15 protein-coding genes and 2 pseudogenes are annotated in these 21,080 nt (G+C 37.5%); 8 read left to right on the top strand and 9 right to left on the bottom strand.

Features of this window, described 5'->3' with window-relative positions:
* Positions 1-13 precede the first annotated feature (13 nt).
* Positions 14-1,105, bottom strand: a pseudogene (locus tag D9782_RS22705) (ISL3 family transposase).
* Between the two features lie 499 nt (positions 1,106-1,604).
* On the bottom strand, positions 1,605-2,255 hold the full coding sequence (locus D9782_RS03900) for a hypothetical protein (RefSeq protein ID WP_121604139.1): 651 nt from the start codon (positions 2,253-2,255) through the stop codon (positions 1,605-1,607).
* Positions 2,256-2,657: 402 nt separating this feature from the next.
* Between D9782_RS03900 and D9782_RS22700 the strand changes: the two genes are divergently transcribed.
* Positions 2,658-2,861, top strand: a complete 204-nt coding sequence (locus tag D9782_RS22700; RefSeq protein WP_162986325.1) for a hypothetical protein — start codon at positions 2,658-2,660, stop codon at positions 2,859-2,861.
* A 117-nt stretch (positions 2,862-2,978) separates the two neighbouring features.
* Here D9782_RS22700 and D9782_RS03895 read toward each other — a convergent pair whose 3' ends face one another.
* Positions 2,979-3,290, bottom strand: coding sequence for a hypothetical protein (locus D9782_RS03895; protein ID WP_121604138.1), 312 nt, complete (start codon positions 3,288-3,290; stop codon positions 2,979-2,981).
* A 367-nt stretch (positions 3,291-3,657) separates the two neighbouring features.
* On the opposite strand from D9782_RS03895, the gene mqo reads away from it, so the two are divergent.
* Together mqo and D9782_RS03885 are read left to right on the top strand one after the other, a co-directional pair.
* Positions 3,658-5,157, top strand: coding sequence for a malate dehydrogenase (quinone) (gene mqo / locus D9782_RS03890; RefSeq protein WP_121604137.1), 1,500 nt, complete (start codon positions 3,658-3,660; stop codon positions 5,155-5,157).
* Positions 5,158-5,472: 315 nt separating this feature from the next.
* On the top strand, positions 5,473-6,021 hold the full coding sequence (locus tag D9782_RS03885; protein ID WP_026682365.1) for a GNAT family N-acetyltransferase: 549 nt from the start codon (positions 5,473-5,475) through the stop codon (positions 6,019-6,021).
* Between the two features lie 274 nt (positions 6,022-6,295).
* Here D9782_RS03885 and D9782_RS03880 read toward each other — a convergent pair whose 3' ends face one another.
* On the bottom strand, positions 6,296-7,834 hold the full coding sequence (locus D9782_RS03880; protein WP_121604136.1) for a multicopper oxidase family protein: 1,539 nt from the start codon (positions 7,832-7,834) through the stop codon (positions 6,296-6,298).
* A 373-nt stretch (positions 7,835-8,207) separates the two neighbouring features.
* On the opposite strand from D9782_RS03880, the gene D9782_RS03875 reads away from it, so the two are divergent.
* Together D9782_RS03875 and D9782_RS03870 are read left to right on the top strand one after the other, a co-directional pair.
* Positions 8,208-9,092 carry a cupredoxin domain-containing protein gene (locus D9782_RS03875; RefSeq protein ID WP_121604135.1) on the top strand — a complete coding sequence of 295 codons (885 nt, stop codon included), beginning with the start codon at positions 8,208-8,210 and terminating at the stop codon, positions 9,090-9,092.
* 227 nt (positions 9,093-9,319) lie between these two features.
* Positions 9,320-9,865: a hypothetical protein gene (locus D9782_RS03870; RefSeq protein ID WP_121604134.1), complete on the top strand. Its 546-nt coding sequence runs from the start codon at positions 9,320-9,322 to the stop codon at positions 9,863-9,865.
* Between the two features lie 158 nt (positions 9,866-10,023).
* Here the strand turns inward: D9782_RS03870 and D9782_RS03865 are convergent.
* Positions 10,024-10,412, bottom strand: a pseudogene (locus tag D9782_RS03865) (Rid family hydrolase).
* A gap of 360 nt (positions 10,413-10,772) precedes the next feature.
* On the opposite strand from D9782_RS03865, the gene D9782_RS03860 reads away from it, so the two are divergent.
* Entirely contained in the window at positions 10,773-13,940 is a 3,168-nt protein-coding gene (locus D9782_RS03860) for a DEAD/DEAH box helicase (RefSeq protein ID WP_026682361.1), read from the top strand.
* Positions 13,941-14,469: 529 nt separating this feature from the next.
* Here the strand turns inward: D9782_RS03860 and D9782_RS03855 are convergent.
* Both D9782_RS03855 and D9782_RS03850 read right to left on the bottom strand, forming a co-directional pair.
* The gene (locus tag D9782_RS03855) at positions 14,470-14,670 is read right to left on the bottom strand and encodes a cold-shock protein (RefSeq protein WP_026682360.1); all 201 of its coding nucleotides are present in this window, start codon (positions 14,668-14,670) and stop codon (positions 14,470-14,472) included.
* Between the two features lie 404 nt (positions 14,671-15,074).
* Complete coding sequence (locus tag D9782_RS03850) at positions 15,075-15,704, bottom strand: spore coat protein (RefSeq protein WP_080668732.1); 630 nt, start codon at positions 15,702-15,704, stop codon at positions 15,075-15,077.
* Positions 15,705-15,871: 167 nt separating this feature from the next.
* Between D9782_RS03850 and D9782_RS03845 the strand changes: the two genes are divergently transcribed.
* Both D9782_RS03845 and D9782_RS03840 read left to right on the top strand, forming a co-directional pair.
* Positions 15,872-16,819 carry an arginine deiminase family protein gene (locus D9782_RS03845; RefSeq protein WP_026682358.1) on the top strand — a complete coding sequence of 316 codons (948 nt, stop codon included), beginning with the start codon at positions 15,872-15,874 and terminating at the stop codon, positions 16,817-16,819.
* Between the two features lie 26 nt (positions 16,820-16,845).
* On the top strand, positions 16,846-18,141 hold the full coding sequence (locus tag D9782_RS03840; RefSeq protein WP_026682357.1) for an amino acid permease: 1,296 nt from the start codon (positions 16,846-16,848) through the stop codon (positions 18,139-18,141).
* Between the two features lie 354 nt (positions 18,142-18,495).
* Here D9782_RS03840 and D9782_RS03835 read toward each other — a convergent pair whose 3' ends face one another.
* Positions 18,496-19,656 (bottom strand): MFS transporter, encoded by a 1,161-nt coding sequence (locus D9782_RS03835; protein ID WP_051388410.1) that lies wholly within the window; start codon positions 19,654-19,656, stop codon positions 18,496-18,498.
* Between the two features lie 271 nt (positions 19,657-19,927).
* Entirely contained in the window at positions 19,928-20,980 is a 1,053-nt protein-coding gene (locus D9782_RS03830; RefSeq protein ID WP_026682355.1) for a Gfo/Idh/MocA family protein, read from the bottom strand.
* Positions 20,981-21,080: the final 100 nt, after the last annotated feature.

Here is a 21,080-nt window from a genome sequence, read left to right as displayed (position 1 = left end):
AAACCTAATTCGCTTATGCGACTCGCCCATTTATATTTTTATATTGATAATGTAATAATACTTTCATTCGAAACCGATCAAAACGCCGATAACCAAAAGCGTTTCTTTTGACTTTCGTTTGGTTGTTAATCCCCTCCACATAGCCATTATGTAAGTTAAAATATAAAGCTATAATCTCTTTTTGCCAGTTTTGGAAGGTTTCCATAATTCTTCAAATCCAGATGCTTTTACTAAGTTGTAAAACTCATACAAGCGTTCTTTGACTGCCGTTAAGTTAGAAGGTCCTAGGTCCTTTGCTTCTTCAAACCAAAGCTGATATGCTTCTTTTAATTGGTATGCTATCCGCAATGTATCCGACATTTTTAAGTAACGTTCCAGATACCACATTGCTTCTCAGTTAAGGTTTCGTGCTTCATTCGCTTATACTTTTTACGGTCGTAGTCGCTAAATTGCTTTTGTTCTTTTCTCCTTACACGTTCAAGAGCCCAATAAATATGCCGGCAAAAATGAAAACGTTCAGCTACTACAATTGGTTTCCCTAATGCTTAGTCCACGACTGCTTTAAATGAAGGGCTCATATCCATAACCACCACTTCTCCCCTTTGCCCATGCTCTTTCAAGTAAGTCTCTACCGTTTCCTTTTTCCTATCCGGCAATAATGGTTTGGTATTTTTCTCCGTCTGAATCTCCCTTATATTCATCAATAGCGATTACAGAAGTCAACTCTTTTGTTTCCTTCAAAAACTAGATCCCACTTCATCAAATCTACGCATTACAGTAGTTGACGAAATGTTAAATCTAGATTCAATAGCTTGCTTTAGTTCTTTAGACTGCCGTTGATAGCGTTCTACTAATGAGTTATTCTCATAAAACCGTTTTTCACAATTCGGTTGTTCACATTTATAGCGACGCTTGCGGTAAAAAATAAGTGTTTCTCTTACAAACAGTTTTGAATGCTGGATCTTTTGCGTACGGTAATCATGCACCTTTTTTGTAAGCACATTACATACTGGACAACGATGGGGTTTAACATCTAGTTCCACATGGAGCTGAAAAACTCCATCATTTTTTTAATACGAAAGGCTTCTAAACCTGGTAAAGACATGTTAAAATTCACTTACACGTAACTCCTTTTGTGTTTGTTTTGTGGGTAAAACAAGTCTAACAAAATTCGGAGTTTGCGTGTTTTTTTTGGCTGAATTTTCTCAGTACCCGAACATGTGTTTTAGAGCCTAAAAAAAGAGATGAACCATTACAAGGTCCATCTCTTATGGTTGAAAATAGAATCATTAATAACGTGCTGTGTTGCTAGACATACAACTCCATATTCCATTACTGTCTTTTAATTTATCGCCAGTATGCATTAATTCATTTTCTCTCTGTTTTTCCTGTTTTCTTACTTCTTTTTTTTCGGTCTATAAAAAATCATAGTAGCTAATATTATAATAATTATAAGCCCCGGTAAACCAGTAAACCAAGATTTCATAGCATCATAATATAACCAATGCAAAATACCTGTAACAATAACTAATATTATTCCAATTATGTTAATTATTTTACTAGTTTTCACATCCATTTACTCTCATTCCTATCCATAATGTTGTTTAATATCTAGTATACTTTTTATACACAGCTGGATAATTACTGGTACAGTTAGGTTTTATAGTTAACTTAACCCCTCTTATCTTCCCTTTCAAAATCATTATGGCTGAATCTTTCCAATATGCAGTTTGTCTACCCATTAAGTCTCCAGCAGCCCATGTTGTGGCAGTTGCTATTACTGATAATAAATTACTTTTAGTTAATAATTTTGTAGCGGCTGCCACAGCAGGATCGGAGATAGGATTACTTAAAAGTCTAGACCAATTCGTTCCTCTTTCCATATGTTCTAAAGTGTCTATAACGGCATTTTTGTTAAAGTATTTAGTTGTTGTACCGCCACAAGATCCATAAGTTGTAACTTCCTTAGTACTTACGTTATTTCCTCGTGCTTTTTGTACTTCATTATGTAGAAAACTACTATTCTTTAAATCTTTCTTATACTCATCTACTTTTGACTTTGGAACTTCCGCATATATAGCTTCATTTTCATCTTCATAAATTAATACTTGAACATTTTGTTCTGAGTTAGATAATGTAGTAGAATCTTGTTGTATAGTTGCACTAACAGAAGAAGTCGATACTGTAACCAATAACATTATTACACAAAGCATAGAAATTCCCTTTTTCCAATAGTTATTTAAAAACGTTTTCATAAAAATTCCTCCTAATATATTTTTAAATCTTATCTATATTAATCATAGCATACAAAATATTCCAGCTAAAGGATTATTTTTCGGAAATTCCAATAATTAATTCAATTATATTTATATCAATCATTGGAGGAATACTAGTTTTTTGTGTTATAAACTCTAAAAAACATTTAATCTCAATATTGATCGTCATTTGCTCCACTTAATTTGGTACCATCCCTATAATGACTCCAATGGATTTTTTATGCTTTTAAATTTTGTTGTTGTTCACTCGTTATGAAAGAAATAGGAGCTAATAAGTGTTGAACTATTTTCTAGTTTGCCATTATGTTGATGTGAATTATAGTTGATTTTAAGTTTTATAAAAACCCTTTACATTTTTAATTGTATTCCTTATTACGGGTAGTGACAGCTTCGCTGGTACTACCACATCTTGTGAAATTTTTGATCGACAATGATATAATGATTTTACAGAAATTTAACAACGCTTGTTTGGTTACTGGTGAGATTTCAGAGGATAATATTGCTTTCGGTGATGGAAAAATTAATCTAAGCAAAGATGGTGCGGAAAGTTTAATAGAGGAAATAAGGTTATATGCTACAGTATGAATATTTGCTAAAAAGAGCGACAATATTACACGCTGTAGCTCTGCCCATAGGGATGTATTATTTTCCAAACTCATCTTCAAGCTCAATAAGTGCTTTTTCTATCGCATAGTTTATAAACTATGTCTTAAAACCATGCTTTCCTTTTGATAAATTATTTAATCTCTTAAACAGTGTATTTTCAACTAGAAATGTACGATTATGAGTTTCCTCAACCTTTTTTTTAGAGAAATTCACTAATTTACTTCTTTTTTGGTCTACTTCTTCATCTTTTTTAGTCTGTACCGTTTTATTTTTTTCAAATTCCTTATACTCAGTCTGTTCAGTCTCTTGAACTTTCGGCTGTTCTGTTCCTTCTTGATCATCATCTTCACTCATTAAGTAATTTTCGTGTAATATTTTTTTCTCTAATTTTTTCAGTCTATCCTCCATAGCTTTCTTACTTGATCCATTACTCATGAAAAATGATGCAGGGGATCACAGGGTTGAAACACAGACCAACATCATAAAGTGAAACTTCAATTAGGGGTTCTGTTTATGGGATATGTCTGCCAGTTATATGAAGATTAAATAAAATTTCGAATCTAGTCAGTGCAGCTTCAACGTTTTAGCACTCTAGTCCGCTTGTTACCTCCTTATAATTACCAAATAAAATTTAAATATTTCTTTAATAGTGGTAAACTAGAGAGTGGGTTAAATATTTCTAGGAAAGATTTGTAACGAGATACATCTTGTTTGATGTATCATTCAACAAGAGCGATTACATCTTTTCTGTTGAAAATAGGGAGAATGAATGGGAATGAGCAAAAACTATACGAAAACAGATGTTATGTTAATTGGTGCAGGTATCATGAGTGCAACGTTAGGATCATTGTTGAAAGAATTGGTACCAAATTGGAACATTCGTGTGTTTGAAAAGCTGGAAAGAGCAGGAGAAGAGAGTTCAAACGTTTGGAATAATGCAGGTACGGGGCATGCTGCATTGTGCGAGCTGAACTATACGCATGAACAACCTGACGGCTCGATAGATATGACGAAAGCAATTAAAGTAAACGAGCAATTCCAGGTTTCAAAACAATTTTGGTCTTACCTTGTAAACAGTAATCTGATACGTAATCCAAAGGATTTTATTATGCCTTTGCCTCACATGAGTTTTGTGCAAGGGGAGAAGAACGTAGAATTTTTAAGAAAGCGCTACAAAACCATGTCAGATCATCCGTTGTTTCAGGATATGGAGTTTTCCGATGATCAGGAACAGCTTAAGAAGTGGATTCCACTCATGATGAAAGATAGGATAGCGGATGAACCAATTGCAGCAACAAAGATTGATTCTGGAACCGATGTCAATTTTGGAGAAATAACACGTAAAATGTTCGATCACTTAGAAAGTCAAGACGTTGAGGTGAACTATAGACATACGGTTGAGGACATTCAACGTTTGAGTGACGGTACATGGGAAGTAAAAGTCCATGACATCGATAATGGGAAAATTGAGTACCATACGACAGACTTTCTTTTTATCGGCGGTGGTGGAGGCAGTCTGCATTTACTGCAAAAAACCGGGATTCCTGAATCGAAGCATATTGGTGGCTTCCCTGTAAGTGGACTATTCATGGTATGTAATAACCAAGAGGTGATCGCACAGCATCATGCAAAAGTGTATGGTAAAGCTAAGGTAGGAGCTCCACCGATGTCTATGCCACACCTTGATACAAGATTTATCGACCATGAAAAATCATTGCTTTTCGGACCGTTCGCAGGCTTTTCACCGAAGTTCTTGAAAACGGGATCCATGCTAGACCTGTTAGCTTCGGTTAAAACAGATAATCTCGTGACAATGTCAGCGGCTGGTGTGAAAAATGCTTCCTTGACAAAATATTTGATTGAACAAGTAATATCTTCGAAGGAAAAGCGCATGGAAGAATTACGAGCATTTATTCCGGATGCTAAGAGTGAGGACTGGGGTCTAGTAGTGGCTGGGCAACGGGTGCAAGTGATCAAGGATACGGAGAATGGCAAAGGAACACTTCAATTTGGTACGGAGGTTGTCAGCTCTGCAGATGGCTCGATAGCTGCATTGCTAGGAGCTTCGCCAGGTGCGTCTACTGCGGTTCACGTCATGCTTGAGGTAATCGAAAAATGTTTCTCTCAACATGTAAAAGACTGGGAGCCAAAAATAAAAGAGATGATTCCTTCTTATGGTGTCTCACTAGCAGAAAATCCGGAGCTTCTTCGAGAGGTTCATACATCAACAGCACAGACACTTGGACTTGGTGAAAAAGAAAAGGTGCATAGTTAAGCTGGAACATCCATTCACATAAAGTGAAACTTCAATCGGTAGGGGGGTTGTTTATCCCCCCACTTATTCATATTGGCTGTATATACTGGGATTCTGATAACAGGACAGCATTTAACGTAAACGCAGAACCTTTGATCTATGTTAAGATTAAAGGTTCTTTTTTTACATTGTAAGGGATGAGTTTAAAACCCTATTGTCAAGATTCTAGCAGCTTTTTAATGAGTTCATAAGGTACAATTAAGATAGCATTCATTCATACAAGGCAAAGGGTGGAGCTGGAGAAGGATATCCCCCATTACAAAAGTAGAATTAGCAATGAATACATTTCCAATCATTGAAACGGAACGGCTTATTTTAAGGGAAGTAACAAATGAAGATGCACTAGCTATGTTTGACTACTTATCTGATCAAGACGTGGTCAAACATATGGGCTTGGAGCCATATAAAACACCAACCGAAGTTCTGGAGGAAATTAACTGGTATCAGTTAATACGAGAAGAAGGAACGGGAATTCGCTGGGGTATAACTCTAAAAAATATGGATACAGTTATCGGCAGCTGTGGTTTTTTGAACATGCATCCCAAGCATTATCGTGCAGAGGTAGGATTTGAGTTAAGTAAGCTGTATTGGGGAAAGGGCATTGCTAAAGAAGCACTAAAAGCTGTCCTAGACTATGGGTATAAGCATTTTGAACTGGAGCGAATTGAGGCTTTAATTGAACCTCTAAATCGTCCGTCCCAACGATTAGTGGAAAAACAGGGATTTATAAGGGAAGGCTTATTGCGACATTACGAATTTACATGTGGAAAGTTTGATGATTTGTATATGTATTCCATTCTGAAAGAATCGTTTTTTAAATCATGAGACAAACGAATGAGAAACAAATAAAAATGAGCGATAATTAGTTGAAATTAATTATCGCTCGTATTTTGATTAGAATCATTCATATAGTACCTGAAATAAGCGAGACTCCGGCGGGAACAGCACGAGTCCGAAGATCCACTTGGTAACGTGCTTTTCTTTACCAAGTTAGCTGAGGCCGTGTTCGCGGAAAGAGCGTATAGTTTCACGGTGCGGCGTGATAACATGATTATTCGTATTTTGAGGAAAGAAGTTGTGTTTTGTCTCAGCCGCTAATTTATTCCGGCTGATTATCTACGTTTCCGTTGTCTTGATAAAATGCTTTAAAGTTATTATAGTTGACCATGCTTACCATTCCATTGGAAGCGTGGTGTAGGTCATGACAGTGAAACAACCAATTTCCTGGATTATCTGCTAGAAATGCTACCTCGTAAGTTTCTCCTGGTTTTACGTTTAACGTATCCTTCATAATAGGTGAATGGCTAAGTGGTTCTCCGTTCTTACTTAAAACTTGAAAAAAGTGTCCATGAAGATGCATGGGGTGCGTAGCTTTATCCATACTATTATTTGTTAAGGTAACCTTCACTTTATCCCCCTTATTTACTTTTAAAGGAGATACATCTGGGAAGGTCTTCCCATTAATTGTCCAAACCATGCCCATCTCAGCATCCATGCTCATCTGTGTAGCTAAATCCATTTCATATTCTACATCAAAGTTATCATTAATGGAGAATTGGGATTCCCTTTGTTTTCCAAGCTGGGTAATATCCACTGTATTGGTCGTTGTTTCATGCTTGTTATCCTGAACGTTTCTGTCCTCATATACAACATCTATTTTCATGGCCTGTGATGCTTCTGCCTCTCCATGACGGTCAATGGTAAAGTTACTACTGCCATCAGCTGTAAATTCAACGTCTATACGCTCTCCGGGGGCAATTTCAAACAACGATTTGTTTACGGATTGTGGTTTATTCACCTTTTGTCCATCTACATGAGTAATTTTGTAGTCTATTGGAATATGTATTTGATGAACCATGTACCCTGCATTTATGAAACGAAGCTTTACTAAATCCCCTTTTCTCACCTTTAGTGGTTTACTATTTTCATAGGATCTGCCGTTAATAGTAAAGATGTCATAGGAAGACATGTCATGTCCCATTCCTTTTCCATCCATCATTCCGCTCTTATTGTTCATGTCCATGTTAGCGTGATCTGTATTATCTGTATTCTCTACTTGATAATTTCCAGATTCCCACTCATCGAGTACTAATGTATAATCTCGATCTATGTCAGCTTCTTCTTTAGGATCTGTAGGTTCTACAATGATCGTTCCATACAATCCCTTATCAAGCTGGTCTACGCCATTTTGATGGGAATGGTACCAATAGGTTCCGGGATCGTTTGCAACAAACTCATATGTGTAAGATTCACCTGGTAAAACAGCATCCTGTGTTATCCCTGGAATACCATCCTCTGTATTGGGTACAGGGATGCCATGCCAATGGATAGAAACCGGCTCCTGTAATTCGTTCGTTAGATTAACTTTAACCACTTCCCCTTCTTTGACACGTAGTTGTTCACCTGGAACAGTGTCATTATAGGTCCAAGCATTTATTGTATTTTCAGCAGTTAATTTCCATGTGGTCTCCATAGCTGTCAAATCGAATTCATTTACTTTCTTTCCGGTAAAATTCTCCTCTTTAACGTGTGCCGTATCCCCTTTTTCTTGATTCGCGTTGGTTTCCGATCCCTGTTGCGAACACGCAGACAAAAAACTAATCAGTAAAATAGCAATAAGTAAGTGAGTGATTCTCAAAGTATCTCCTCCTTCTAGTTATCCGCATATAACTGCTAGTGAGACTCCACTTCAAGTAATAAAGTGAAATCAATATGGATAAGTGTGGGATCAATAAAACTTCCACTGATTGAAGCTTCACTCTATAAAGTCTAAAAAAAATGTGTGAAGAAACGATGCATGAAATCAAAATTTTCTGTGACAACTATGATTGATTTATTATCCTGCATATAACTGGCAGTAAGCCCCCACCTCAAGCAATAAAATGAAATCAAAATTGGTAAGCGGGGATCGACTGCCAGTAAATGTCCGATTAGTTGAACTTTATAGTGAATGAATAGCTTAACGATTCATATAATGAAGCAATAGGACAAGTTTGCGAGGAGAATGGAAAATGACAATTTCAATGTTTATAACCATACTAGTTATTGCTTTACTTTCTGCCTTTATTATCTGGAATACAATCTATTATCGAAATAAGATTGCTGTGATGTCTGGGATGATGGTGGCAATGGCCCTTGGAATGAGTGCTGGATTAGCTATTGGTGTAATCATAGGAGCCTTTCTATCTGGGAATTTGTTTGATTCGACAGTGATTGGAATACTAGTAGGAATGGCTACTGGTTATTTGGCTGGTATGCCAATAAGCATGATGGCAGTAATTGATGGGGCTTTAGCGGGTATCATGGGAGGGATGATGGGAGCGATGCTAGGGGATATGATTGCTGCAGAAAACCAGGAGGCAATGATTCGAATCATAGTTGCATTGTTTGTAGGTACCGTGCTCATTCTTTATTATTTAATGAAGCAAGAATCTACTACAAAAGCAAGTGGCTGGTTCCTCCATCCCTTAACACTTATTGTGATAATTCCCCTATTTTTAATGGCGTATCAGCAATTAGGTCCGGTTATGCCTTATTCAGCCAATGATTATAACAATAGCCATAGCCAGCTTCAGGCAAAGCATCTACAGATAGAGGCTGATGAATATACGTTTTTGCCAAACCGAGCGACGGTAGCAGTTGGAGAAACAATAAATCTTGTCTTAGCTAACCGTGGGACGATGGAGCATCATTTAGTAATTATCGGATTGAAAGCACAGGGTACATCCTCTGCTCATCATCAGGAATCGAATTATTCGATTCAGCTGCATAGTGATGCGGGTGAGAATCAAGTTACTACATTTACCCCGCTTATACCAGGTACATATCGTTATATTTGCACGATCCCCGGACATAAAGAAGCGGGGATGGAAGGTGAGATAGAGGTGACACTATAAGAGAATTTGATAATTGTCATGAACGTTATACTTATTGTATGGTATGATCATATTAACTATAAAACTAATGTTGATAAGTGTGGGATCAACTGCGTAAATGTCGGTCATACCCTTGAGGTACGAACAATCCGTGGGAGCTAACAAAACTCCTGCAGATTGAAGTTTCACTTTATACGAAAATAAATTTAAATAAGTAAACGAAGCTTAAAAGAAAAGGAGAGGTTTGTTTGCAGAAGCTACTGTTATCCGTTACTGTAATCCTATTCCTTTTTGGTTGCTCCAATGAAGAAAGTAATGATCATACCAAAAATGAAAGCGTTGTATCTGAGGGTGTAGATGAAAATGCTTCTGAAACGCTCTCTTTCGAGGAGCAAATTCAAAAAGTAATAAAAGCAAATAGCTATAATCCCGAAGATATTGTCGATTATGATCTTAAACAAGACTACATTTATGTATTTTTGTATAATCCTACAAATGGATTAAGTCCAGCGATTTTAAAAAATGAAAAAGACAAGCTTGTTTGGATAAAGAGCTGGGATGCTATTCAAACAAGTTCCCTTAGCGCAGGGGATGCACCGATTGTTACTATCGTTCAACCAGAGGACGCCGATGTGAAAGATGTTAAAATCTTTGGCAAATCAGCAAGAATGACTAAGTTCACAATAGAAATTACGGAGGATTTTTCAAAAGAAGTCAAGTATTGGGTTTATTATTCAAAGCAACCTGACGAAGTCCTTGATAATATTACTGAAAACATTGAATATATGAAATGATAATTAATACGTCGCAAATTAAATAATAGATTGATAGTTAAGACGGATTAGTACTTTCTTAATGTTGTTAAACATGGGAAAAGTGTCTTGTTGTAAATTCACAATCCTGACGATTCCCCAAAAAGGTTTTCCTTTTTGGGCCTAATTATACTTTTATTTCATTCTTCTTTACATGCCCATGCATCAACATCCACTTTAAATGGAGGAGCGGCTAAAGCTACTACAAACACCATTGTTGTTCAAGGTAAATACTCCCCTAGGAATTCACCAATCATCTCTCTTCTTTTGCCTGCATCCATTTCTCCAACAATATAAAACACAAGTTTAGTGAGATCCTTTACATCCATATTTGCCTCTTGTAAATTAAGTTTTATATTTTGAAAAGCCAATTTTAACTGTTCTGAGGAATCTTCTGGTACATTCTCCTTAACGTCCATACCAAGTTGACGGATAAAGTCAGCCACCTCATATTTCCTGTTGTCTCTATTTGATGGTTATATGGTGCTAACGGTTTATGAACGCTTTCAGGATTTCTAACTACTTTCATTTTAAATCCGCCTATTATTAATAGATTTTTAAATTATTGTATATTACTTTCTTTACTCAGAAAACATATGGCACTAAAGTATTATCCCTTTAAATTTATATCTAAAATTTGCTTATGCAATATTGGTTCTCCATATTCTCCTTCATATTGAGTACCCTCTTTTTTATGTAGTCAAATTTTAGTCATCGGCTTGAACAATCCGTCAACCTGTAGCTTTCACAACTGACTCCTTTTTTTACCAATATGCTGTAAGTTAATATCTCATCTGTTATCACTATTAGAACGTTAGGTAACAACCTTTGCATATGATACAATCTTACTTAGTAATAAATGGACGTTAGAGAGAAGCAGGCGATACTAGTGGATATCAAACTAACTCATAAAAAAATAGAAGAAATGTGCGGAACATCCTCCTTGAAAAAAGGAGTCTCTTTTTTTCGAGCAAATAAAGTGACCTTAAACACCTATACGGACAATTACTGTGAGGCAACAGTTACTGGTAACGAAGACTTTCAGGTATCCATCGAAAGAACAGATAAAAATGAAGTACATACAAGCTGTAGCTGTCCGTCGTTAGCCTCATTTTCAAAGAATTGTCAGCATATTGCCGCTGTCTTGCTGGCGATAGCTGATCGACAGCAGGAGAAGCAGGCGAATCTTTCGAACCAACAGCTAGCAGAAGGATTTATCAATATGTTTGATCAGCGTACTGCTAGGCCTAGTGGTAGACAACGGCATTTTGAAGATAGACAGGTGCTTTCTCTTGGCTTTAATTGTGAAATAATCTCAAATAGCAAAGGGCAGAGCATGATTGGTATTGGCATACAGTTAGGTGCGGAGCGAATACAACATGTTCGCGATTTTCTGTCGGCTGTGGGAGAAGGAAATCCCTATTTTCTACCTTCTTATGATCCAGAGCTTCATTGTTTTACCATTGATAAAGATGCAGTGCTGCAGCAGTTGATTCAGGTGATGACGGATGAGAATGTCTATGTAAGTACCGCACACATGCAAAGGGAGGATCTCTTACCGATTCCTACGACTGCTTGGCAACAATTGCTGCCATTACTTACCGGATTATCAGATGTAACACTTCATATGAATGGAAAAGCATTCGTAGGTCTGCGTATAGAAAGGGAGGCCCTGCCAATCCAATTTTCTGTGAAAGAAACGAATACTGGCGATGGTTTTCTGCTAGAAATAGACGGGCTTAATCGTGTAGAAATCCTAACTATATATCAAATGGTTCTGTTTGATCGCAGTTTCATGCCTTTGGATCGGGAGGATATGACGTATTTGGGAGAGCTTAAGCAAATGCTACATGCAACAAAAGCAAAGCATATATTGATCACTACTGAACAGGTTGCAGTATTTATGGAAAACGTCGTTCCTAGACTACGAAAATTAGGTTCCTTACATTTGTCTGCTAAATTATCATCTGTTCTAACCCAAACACCACTTCGTGGCAAGCTGTATTTGGATCGTGTAAAAAATAGACTATTGGCAAGTATCGAGTTTCATTATGAAAATATCGTGATTAATCCGTTAGAGAATCGTCCTATTCCAACGGGTACGATAATTATTAGGGATAGGGAAAAGGAGGAGGCTATCCTCCAATGGATGAAGGACAGTCAATTTGCTGTTACAGAAGAAGGATACTACCTGCATAATGAAGCACTCGAATATGAATTTTTATATCATAAACTCCCGAAGCTACAGAAGCTGGTCAACGTCTATGCGACGTCAGCGGTTCGAGCTCGGGTTATAAAGAGCCCTGTTCCGCCAAGAATTAAAGTGAAGGCACATAAGGATAGGATGAATTGGCTGGAATTTAAGTTTGAAATTGAAGGTTTTCCGGAACAAGATATTCGCGATTTGTTAGCGACGCTTGAAGAAAAAAGAAAGTATTATCGGTTACGAGATGGTTCGCTACTCACGTTAGAAACAAGTGAATTTGAAGAAATACAGCGATTTTTACAGGCAGTTCCAAACCAGGATGATGATCTAGAAGCAGGACTACATGTACCAGTAACCAAAGGATTTGAACTATTGGATGCTGCTTCCGATACAGTCTTTACCTTAGAGGAATCGTTCCGGCAGTTTTTGAAGAGGATAGAGAATCCTGATCTAAATCAATATCCGATCCCAGCACGTTTACAGTCGGTGTTACGTGAATATCAAAAGTATGGATTTCGTTGGATGAAAACACTGTCCAGCTATGGATTTGGTGGGGTTTTGGCAGATGATATGGGGCTAGGGAAAACGATGCAAAGTATGACGTTTATACAGTCAGAGCTTAACACAATTCGAAAACGTGGTCTTCCCGTATTAGTCATTTGTCCATCTTCGTTAACCTATAATTGGCTTCATGAATTGAATACGTTCACCCCGGAGATCCAAGCAGCTATTATCGATGGCAATCAAAAGACGCGCGTGGAAAAACGTAAACGGATTATGGAAATGGATGTTGTGATTACCTCGTATCCGCTTTTACGCAGAGATATACATTGGTTTGAGAAGCAGCTCTTTCACACTATATTTTTTGATGAAGCACAAGCGTTTAAGAATCCAGTGACGCAGACAGCTAGGGCGGTAAAGAAACTTCAGGCCGATTATCGTTTTGCTCTAACGGGAACACCAATGGAAAATAACCTAGAGGAATTATGGTCCATTTTTCACGTCGTCTTTCCTGTGCTTTTTCAGGGATTGAAGGACTTTCACAATCTAACGAGGAAACAGATTATCCGACGAATGCGCCCATTTTTACTTCGTAGAATAAAAAAAGATGTGTTAGCAGAGCTGCCGGAAAAAATGGAGGCGATAGAATCTATAGAGTTGTTGCCTGATCAAAAAAGGCTTTATGCAGCTTACTTAGCGAAGCTGCGGCAGGATACCTTAAAGCACTTAGATAGAGATACATTACGGAAAAATCGTATCAAAATACTTGCCGGATTAACAAGGCTCCGTCAGATTTGCTGCCATCCAGGATTATTTGTTGAAGGCTATAAAGGTTCCTCAGCAAAATTAGAGCAGCTTAAACAGCTGATCAAAGAGTCAAGTCTTGCCGGTAGAAGGGTATTGATCTTTTCTCAGTTTACGAAAATGCTAGATCTGATAGGGAAAGATTTAGTACATCAAGGGATTCCTTATTTTTATCTAGATGGAGAGACGCCGTCAAAAGAACGAGTGGACCGATGTCGTCGGTTTAATATGGGAGAACGTGATTTCTTTCTTATCTCTATGAAAGCAGGGGGAACGGGTCTTAATTTAACAGGTGCTGATACAGTGATATTATATGATATGTGGTGGAATCCAGCAGTAGAACAGCAAGCTGCTGACCGCGCTCATCGCATGGGACAAGAGAATGTCGTGCAAGTGATTAAGCTAGTTTCAAAGGGTACCATTGAGGAAAAAATGAATGAACTACAAGCGAAGAAAAAGCATCTGATTGAAGAAATGATTGATCCCCAGAATAAATTAGCCTCATCCATTACTGAGGAAGATATTCGTGAGATACTGATGTTCTAGGAAATCAACTATATAGGAACTTATTCGAGAACAAAAGCGCAAGCGCCCGATTAGAAATGTAATGACTGGAGTGCGGTGATAAAAGGAATCAAGGTGAGCTTGGAACCGATGATGACTTAGAGGGCGATTCGTGAAGTAGACTAGTTTGTGGGTGCTGGCGCTGGACGTGGCTCAACACGCGTCTATGTATCCGCACGGGAAAATTTTATAAATTCCTAGACTACAAAAAAAGACTGGGACAAAACACAACTTCTTTGTTTAAAATACGAATAATCATGTTGTCCATAGGAGTATCATCGCTCACCGTGAAACTATACGCGCTTTCAGCGGGCACGGACTCAGCTAACTTGGTAAAGAAAAACACGTTACCACGTGGAGCTTCGGACTCGTGCTGTTCCCGCCGAAGTCTCGCTTATTTCAAGTGCTAAATGAATGATTCTAATCAAAAAACGAACGATAATTAATTTCAACTAATTATCGTTCGTTTTAATTGTTTCTTTATTCGTTTGTCTCAGCCTCTTTGTTCCACCTAAGCTTTTTGAACGCTAGCAGCTTGCGGTCCGCGAGCACCTTGCTCAACATCAAAAGTAACTTTTTGACCTTCGTCTAAAGATTTAAACCCTTCACTTTGGATTGCAGAGAAGTGTACGAATACATCGTCATTACCTTCGCGCTCGATAAAACCAAACCCTTTTTCTGCGTTAAACCATTTAACAATACCTTGTTCCATTATGTTGCCTCCTAGTGCGTTCTCGCACATTATATTACTATCCTTGCCCAAAGCGAATCTCAAGACGAAAAGTGATTACTCATGCTATCCTTTACACCGAACAAAAATAATTAAATCTTATTATATCATTTGATTATTAAAAAAGCAATAGAGGAACTGATTTGCCGTATTAAAAATTAGTAATGGGATAAGGGTTTTGAGGATTCATTGAAGAAAGAGATGAAATTACGATCAACCGAACCGATATTCATGTGCTATCATTTAAGCTCACAGGCAACAGGTTAGTTTGATGATGATATATTGCAATAGAAAAAGCTACTCCTCTTTTAAAGAAGTAGCTCGTTGTGGTGTTGGGCAATAAAGAGTTCGTTTTTGCTAATGTTTTGCCTTTGTTCCACCTATTCTTATTGCAAGTTAGTTCCTTGTTGAGGAACGGTTGTGTAGCTGTTTAGCATTTGGTTCATATCCTGTTGGCTTAGCTGAGGTACTTGGTAGTACCCATGCTTGTTTTGATAAAGGAATATTTCATAACTTAGCTCAATAAAGTTCGGAACGGTATCGGCGATTACACGGCGTAAGACCGGGTTGGTCATTTCCACCGCAGTCATCGCTAGTAGAGAAGTTAGGGATTTTGTTTGTCCTAGCATGTAAGCGGAAAGCCCTTGATCAGAAAGCTCATTAATTGAGGCGTTTGGTTTTTTAGGCTGCCCTGGCTTGATGCCATAGACGGTATTGTTGTTCTGCTCCATTTCGTATTGTTGTGTCGGGACTTGTGGATCTTGTCCTGTCTGGAACGCTTGTACAATTGTATTGTATGCTTGTGTAACAAATGTCGATTGGCGTTGTAGGATTTCCTTTAACTCCGGATCTTGAATGTGCTGATCGTACATTTGATATTGATCGAGCATGCTAATGATGCCAGCAATTACCTCATGCGCATCAAATAATTCATGTCCTCCATGGTTTTGCATCGGCTGATTTTGTGGCATGTTGCTGGGCTGCTGTTGATTTCCTTGTTGATTCATATTATTCATATTTTCCATCCTAATACCTCCTATGTTAATTTTGTCCATGCTTAGATTCTCCGATTTAGGAATTTTCATGTATAAATGTCATTTTTTCTTTTCGGTATATCCTCCACATAAATTTTTTTCGAGTTGGAAACGATAAGATGAATACATAATAGAAGGTAGGATATGCCATGTTAGCATTTGAGCCTAATTGTTGGTCGGAGCATGATGTGTTGGAAACGGTGCTAGTATGTGCACCATCAATGGTAAGTATTCCAGATATAAAGACAGCTGAGGAAGTACAGTGGAGTGCGCCTGTTAATTATAAAAAAGCACATGAAAATTTTCTTGAATTGAAAGCAGCTTTACAAAATGCCGGCGTTCAGGTTATTGATTATTCAGCGTATTTAACTAAAGAGGATCAACAGCTAAGTGACCAACTCATCAATCGTTTTTTTGTGAGAGATTTAGCCTGTGTATTTGGGAATACCATTCTACCTGGAGAAGCAGGTACGTCGATGAGACGTCCAGAATATGTACAAGCACATGTATTAATGGACAAATGGTTTCCAAATTCCTTTAGAATGCATGAAAATAACTACATAAAAGCACTAGAGTATGGGGATGTGCTTTTGCTTAATCGAGATGCCGTTTGGATTAATGTTGGCATGCGGACAAGTATAGAAAGTGTGGAGCAGATAAAGCAGAGTATATTTGCTGCGGGTTTTTCTGAAATAGGAATTATTAGCTTACCAAGACGTACAGATACACTACATTTAGATATGAATTGCAATGTAGCTAGTAAGGATGTGGTCGTGTCCAAAAGCTTCGTTCGCCATTTTCCTATTCATGTTTGGACAGAGCGAGCATCAAGATATGAGATGCCAGAGCAATTCCTAAATCGTCATGGTTTTGAGGTTTACTGGCTTGAAGAATATAATACGATTCCTGATATTAATTTTCTTAATCTTAATCCAGAAACCATTCTTATTAGTAAGCAAGCACATAAACAAAGGTTAAGAAGTCATCCGAAATTACAAAGGAAGAACATCATCGAAATTGAAGTTACTGAGTTAGAAAAGGCTGGTGGAGGCATACGTTGCATGACGCTCCCCCTTCAACGGAAAAGCTCAATGTAATAATCTTATGGGGGGTGACGCTGTTGATGCGTAGAAGTAGGGGGAATATGAAGTGGTGGCAGCTGTCTCTGCTTGGCGTAGGCTGCACCATAGGAACGGGCTTTTTTCTTGGCTCCAGTATTGCGATCCAAAAAAGCGGCCCAGCTGTTTTAATTCCATTTATTTTGGCGGCAATAGGAACGTACATCGTGTATGATGCATTAGCAAAGATGTCTGTGGAGCATCCAGATAAGGGTTCGTTTCGCGTTTATGCCAGACGAGCCTTTGGGAGATGGGCCGGATTCAGTAATGGCTGGGTGTATTGCATATCTGAAATGTTGATTATGGGCAGTCAGCTCATTGCATTAGGCATCTTTACGCAATTCTGGTTTCCTAGCATACCCTTATGGTTGCTGGCTGCGATTTATTCGGTACTAGGGTTGCTTGTTATTTTAACTGGTATGAAAGGCTTTGAGAAGTTTGAGAACGTATTTGGCGTTGTGAAGACAGCAGCTATTCTCATGTTTATTATTGTCGCCATTACGCTTATTATCCGGGGATTGATCGGTGAAGCAACGCTTCTTGAAAAAGATGGTAATTTCTTTTCCGAGGGTACCTTGGGAATGTGGAATGCTATGCTTTATGCGTTTTACGCTTTTGGAGGAATAGAGGTTATGGGTCTATTAGTTGTTGATTTAAAAGAGCCAAAGTCTGCGCCGAAAGCAGGCAGAATTATGATAATAGGACTTACATTTATTTATGTAATGTCGCTTGCACTTGCTTTGTCGCTAGTTTCCTGGCATGAAATAAACCCAGATGAAAGCCCGTTTATAACAGCGCTTTCCACTTTTCATGTCCCTTACGTAACAGACATATTAAATGGGATCTTAATCATTGCTGGTTTTTCAACAATGGTAGCAGCTCTTTATGCAGTAGTAACGATTTTAACATCCCTTGCAGAGGATCACGATGCACCAGCACGGATCGCTAAAAAGGGGAAGTGGAAAATTCCGATACCAGCTTTTTTATTTACCGCAGCAGGTCTTTTTATTTCAACGATTATTGCAATTTTATTGCCAGAGAAAATCTTTGAATATGTGACGACTGCTGCTGGCTTAATGCTGATTTATAATTGGGTATTTATTTTAGCGACGTATACGAAGCTAATGCAGCCATCAGTGATGGATTGGATCAAAACAACAATAGGTATGCTACTCATTACTGTCACAGTTTTGGGCACCGTGATGGAGAAGGCAAGTAGGGTAGGGTTTATCGTGAGCTTGATTTTTCTGTTACTCATTGCCATTGCTGCTAGTATCATTCATAAACGAAGGCAATATTGAACCATGAGGACTAAAGTGTTTGCATCAAAAAAACGATCAACTAGCAAGAATGGTTCACATATGAAAGTGTCTCCGGAAACTATACTCTGCTTTCATCGGTCGGCTGGTGAGCCTTCTCATGGTGCGAGCTTTAGGGTTTCATCACAGCCTTTCCTTCTGCACGTCTCTACGTTTCCGGAGATAGCGTAGTTGATTGTTCGTCTTTAGAATGGAGCTTAAGGAGTTATGTGTCCCTAACAGATTATCAATCTCTTTCGCGAAATTTCTGGTAGAATCTGTAACAGAATATGAAATAAAGCAAAAGATATAAATTATCGTGGCTGCTCGTATTAATATCATCAGACAAATAATACATTAAGAGAGCTTTTGCGTTGAATTGACTTTCACTGTATCTTCATATTTTATCTTTGTTGATATCCATATCAAAATAGCAGCCATAATCGTAAAGATAAGCAAAGTATGGCCATTTTCTATACTCCAGCCAATCAAAAGAGATATTATCGCTCCACCAAAACTAGCAGCGGCTATAAATATACTCGTAACCTCATCAACATATTTCCCAATGATAATAGAGCTCAATGTCAAAACGATAGGGAATATCCCCGCAATACTGAATGCGATTAGGAAAATATTTACTAACTGTAGTAACGGGTATGCAATATAAGGAAAAAGATTCAAGAAAACGATCAATAACAAACAGCTTACAATTAGATAGTTTGAATAAGTAATCTTTTTACTCAAATTCCCGATAACTAATCTCCCTAATACAATCCCACTCCAGAAAACAGATACACTAATTAAGCTATAATTCTCAAAGCCTAGATTTATCATGATTACGGGTAAAAAATTCGCCAGGTTCGTTTCAATTCCTGCATATAAAAAAGCAAAACATGCAATTAAAAATAAAAATTTAAATTTTCTCGGATGATGAATAAAGTGTTGAATAACTTTATTATTATCCGGTGCTATATGAAATTGATGTTTCATGTCGTTTATTTCAAATTGATTTTTTGACAATAAGATAGACCATCCGACTAGCATCACTAGTAGTAGGGAAAAAAGAACGTAGAAAGGTAAGAACCAGTTTTCTATGTCTATAAAAATATGTACCAAAATAGGGAAAGTAAATGCACCTAACCCGAAAAATACTTCTAATTTACTCATTTTTTCTACATTATCTTTGTGAGTTGCTATGATTAAAGAGCCTATTGTCGTTTCTAGAGTTCCAGCACCATACCCTAATAAAAACATCATGATACCAATATAGTACCAATCCTTTATGATAAAGAATCCGCTCAATACAAGGATTAAAACGATTAAACCAAACGTAATGACCTGAAGATGGTTATATCTTTTTACGATCATTGGAGATAGTATTACCCCATTTACAAAACCGAAAAACTGAAAAAATATAATAACAGATAGGTCATTTGCTGCAATGTTGAAATAATCTAATAAGTATGGTGTGAGGCTTCCTATACTTATATGAATTACACCAACTACGAAGTAAAACATACATCCGAAGATGAATATCCCTCTCACGGTATCACTCCTATTGAAAAAACAGGGACTTTTAAATCCCTGTTTTTTATTGGTTCAGGAAATTATAAAATTTGCCTGTGTGGATACATAGGCGCGTATTGAGCTGCGTCCAGTTCCAGCGCCCAGAAACGATGCGAATTCACGAAACCCCTAATCTAAATCAACATCGGCTCGCAAGCTCACTGTGATTCCTTTACCTTCGTTGATTCGCTCCAGTCCTACGTTTCGCTTGTGCTTTTGTTCTTTAACTCGTTACAAGCTCCTGATATTTGTTTGTTTTTTCCTTCTGGAAGAACATCTCTAATATTTCTTGAGAACGATATCCATCTGCAAAAGTTGGTATATCGATTAAAGGTTTCTGGTTTGCTTTGTTAATCCATGCAATTAACTCATTTCTAAATGAATCAGACCACCCATAAAACTCAGTTGGAGGGTTGTATAGTAAAGTAGGCGGTACGGAATATTCTTCCTTGTCTATACCAGCTTTTAATTCATATACAAGAGGATTTTTGGTATGATATTTAAATTCCTTTTTATGACCAATAACCTCTATTCCAAAACCGCATTCTTCTATATCGGATATTTTCGAAGTAATTAAGTTAACAAAAACTTGGTTTTCCAGCTGTCCGAAGACTTCAGCATAATCATCTACGTGTACATGTTTATCTTCTTTTGTTTTAACATTTGTTTCTATTTTGACATTTACGGTTTCTTCTTTGAAGTTACTTTTAAATAAGTACCAAATTAAATCAATAAGGTGAATCCCCAGATCTCCTAGCGTTCCACTTGTTTTTTTACTATTAGCGTCGTCTCTCCAAGTATACTTTTTTCTCCTTAATGCACTGTTCTTTTTAAAATGAATTTTTATTGCTAGTACGTGCCCGAGTTCGTTACTGATAATTAGGCTTCTAAGGATATTAACTATTTCTAAATAGCGGTAGTTAAAACCCATAACAGCTAAGGCGCTGTTTTGTTCTGCCGTTTTTCTCATTAGGTTCGCTTCTTCAATAGATATTGCCATGGGCTTTTCGCATAATACATGCTTATTTTCATACAATGCCTGTAATGTATGTTCCTTATGACAAAAGTTCGGAGATGCAACGATAATACCATCTACATCTTGCATCAGCTCAGCGTAATCAGGATATGATTTTCCACCGAAGCTTCTTACAAATTGTTCAGAATGATGATTATTTATGTCATGTACACCAACTAGTTCAACATCTTTAATAGTAGATAATGCTATTGCATGTGCTTTAGCTATACCTCCAGCCCCAACTATCCCGATTCTTTTCATCATTATTCCTCCTAATTATTTAACGTACTGTCAAAAGTTTCCTTATAAAAACGTACTGCTAATAAACGAGGTTATTTATGAGGTGACCCGCAATTCAATA

The sequence above is a fragment of the Virgibacillus sp. Bac332 genome (genome assembly GCF_003667785.1).
In the GTDB taxonomy this organism is placed as follows: Bacteria; Bacillota; Bacilli; order Bacillales; family Amphibacillaceae; genus Virgibacillus; species Virgibacillus salarius.
This window is presented reverse-complemented; position numbering and strand designations above follow the sequence as displayed.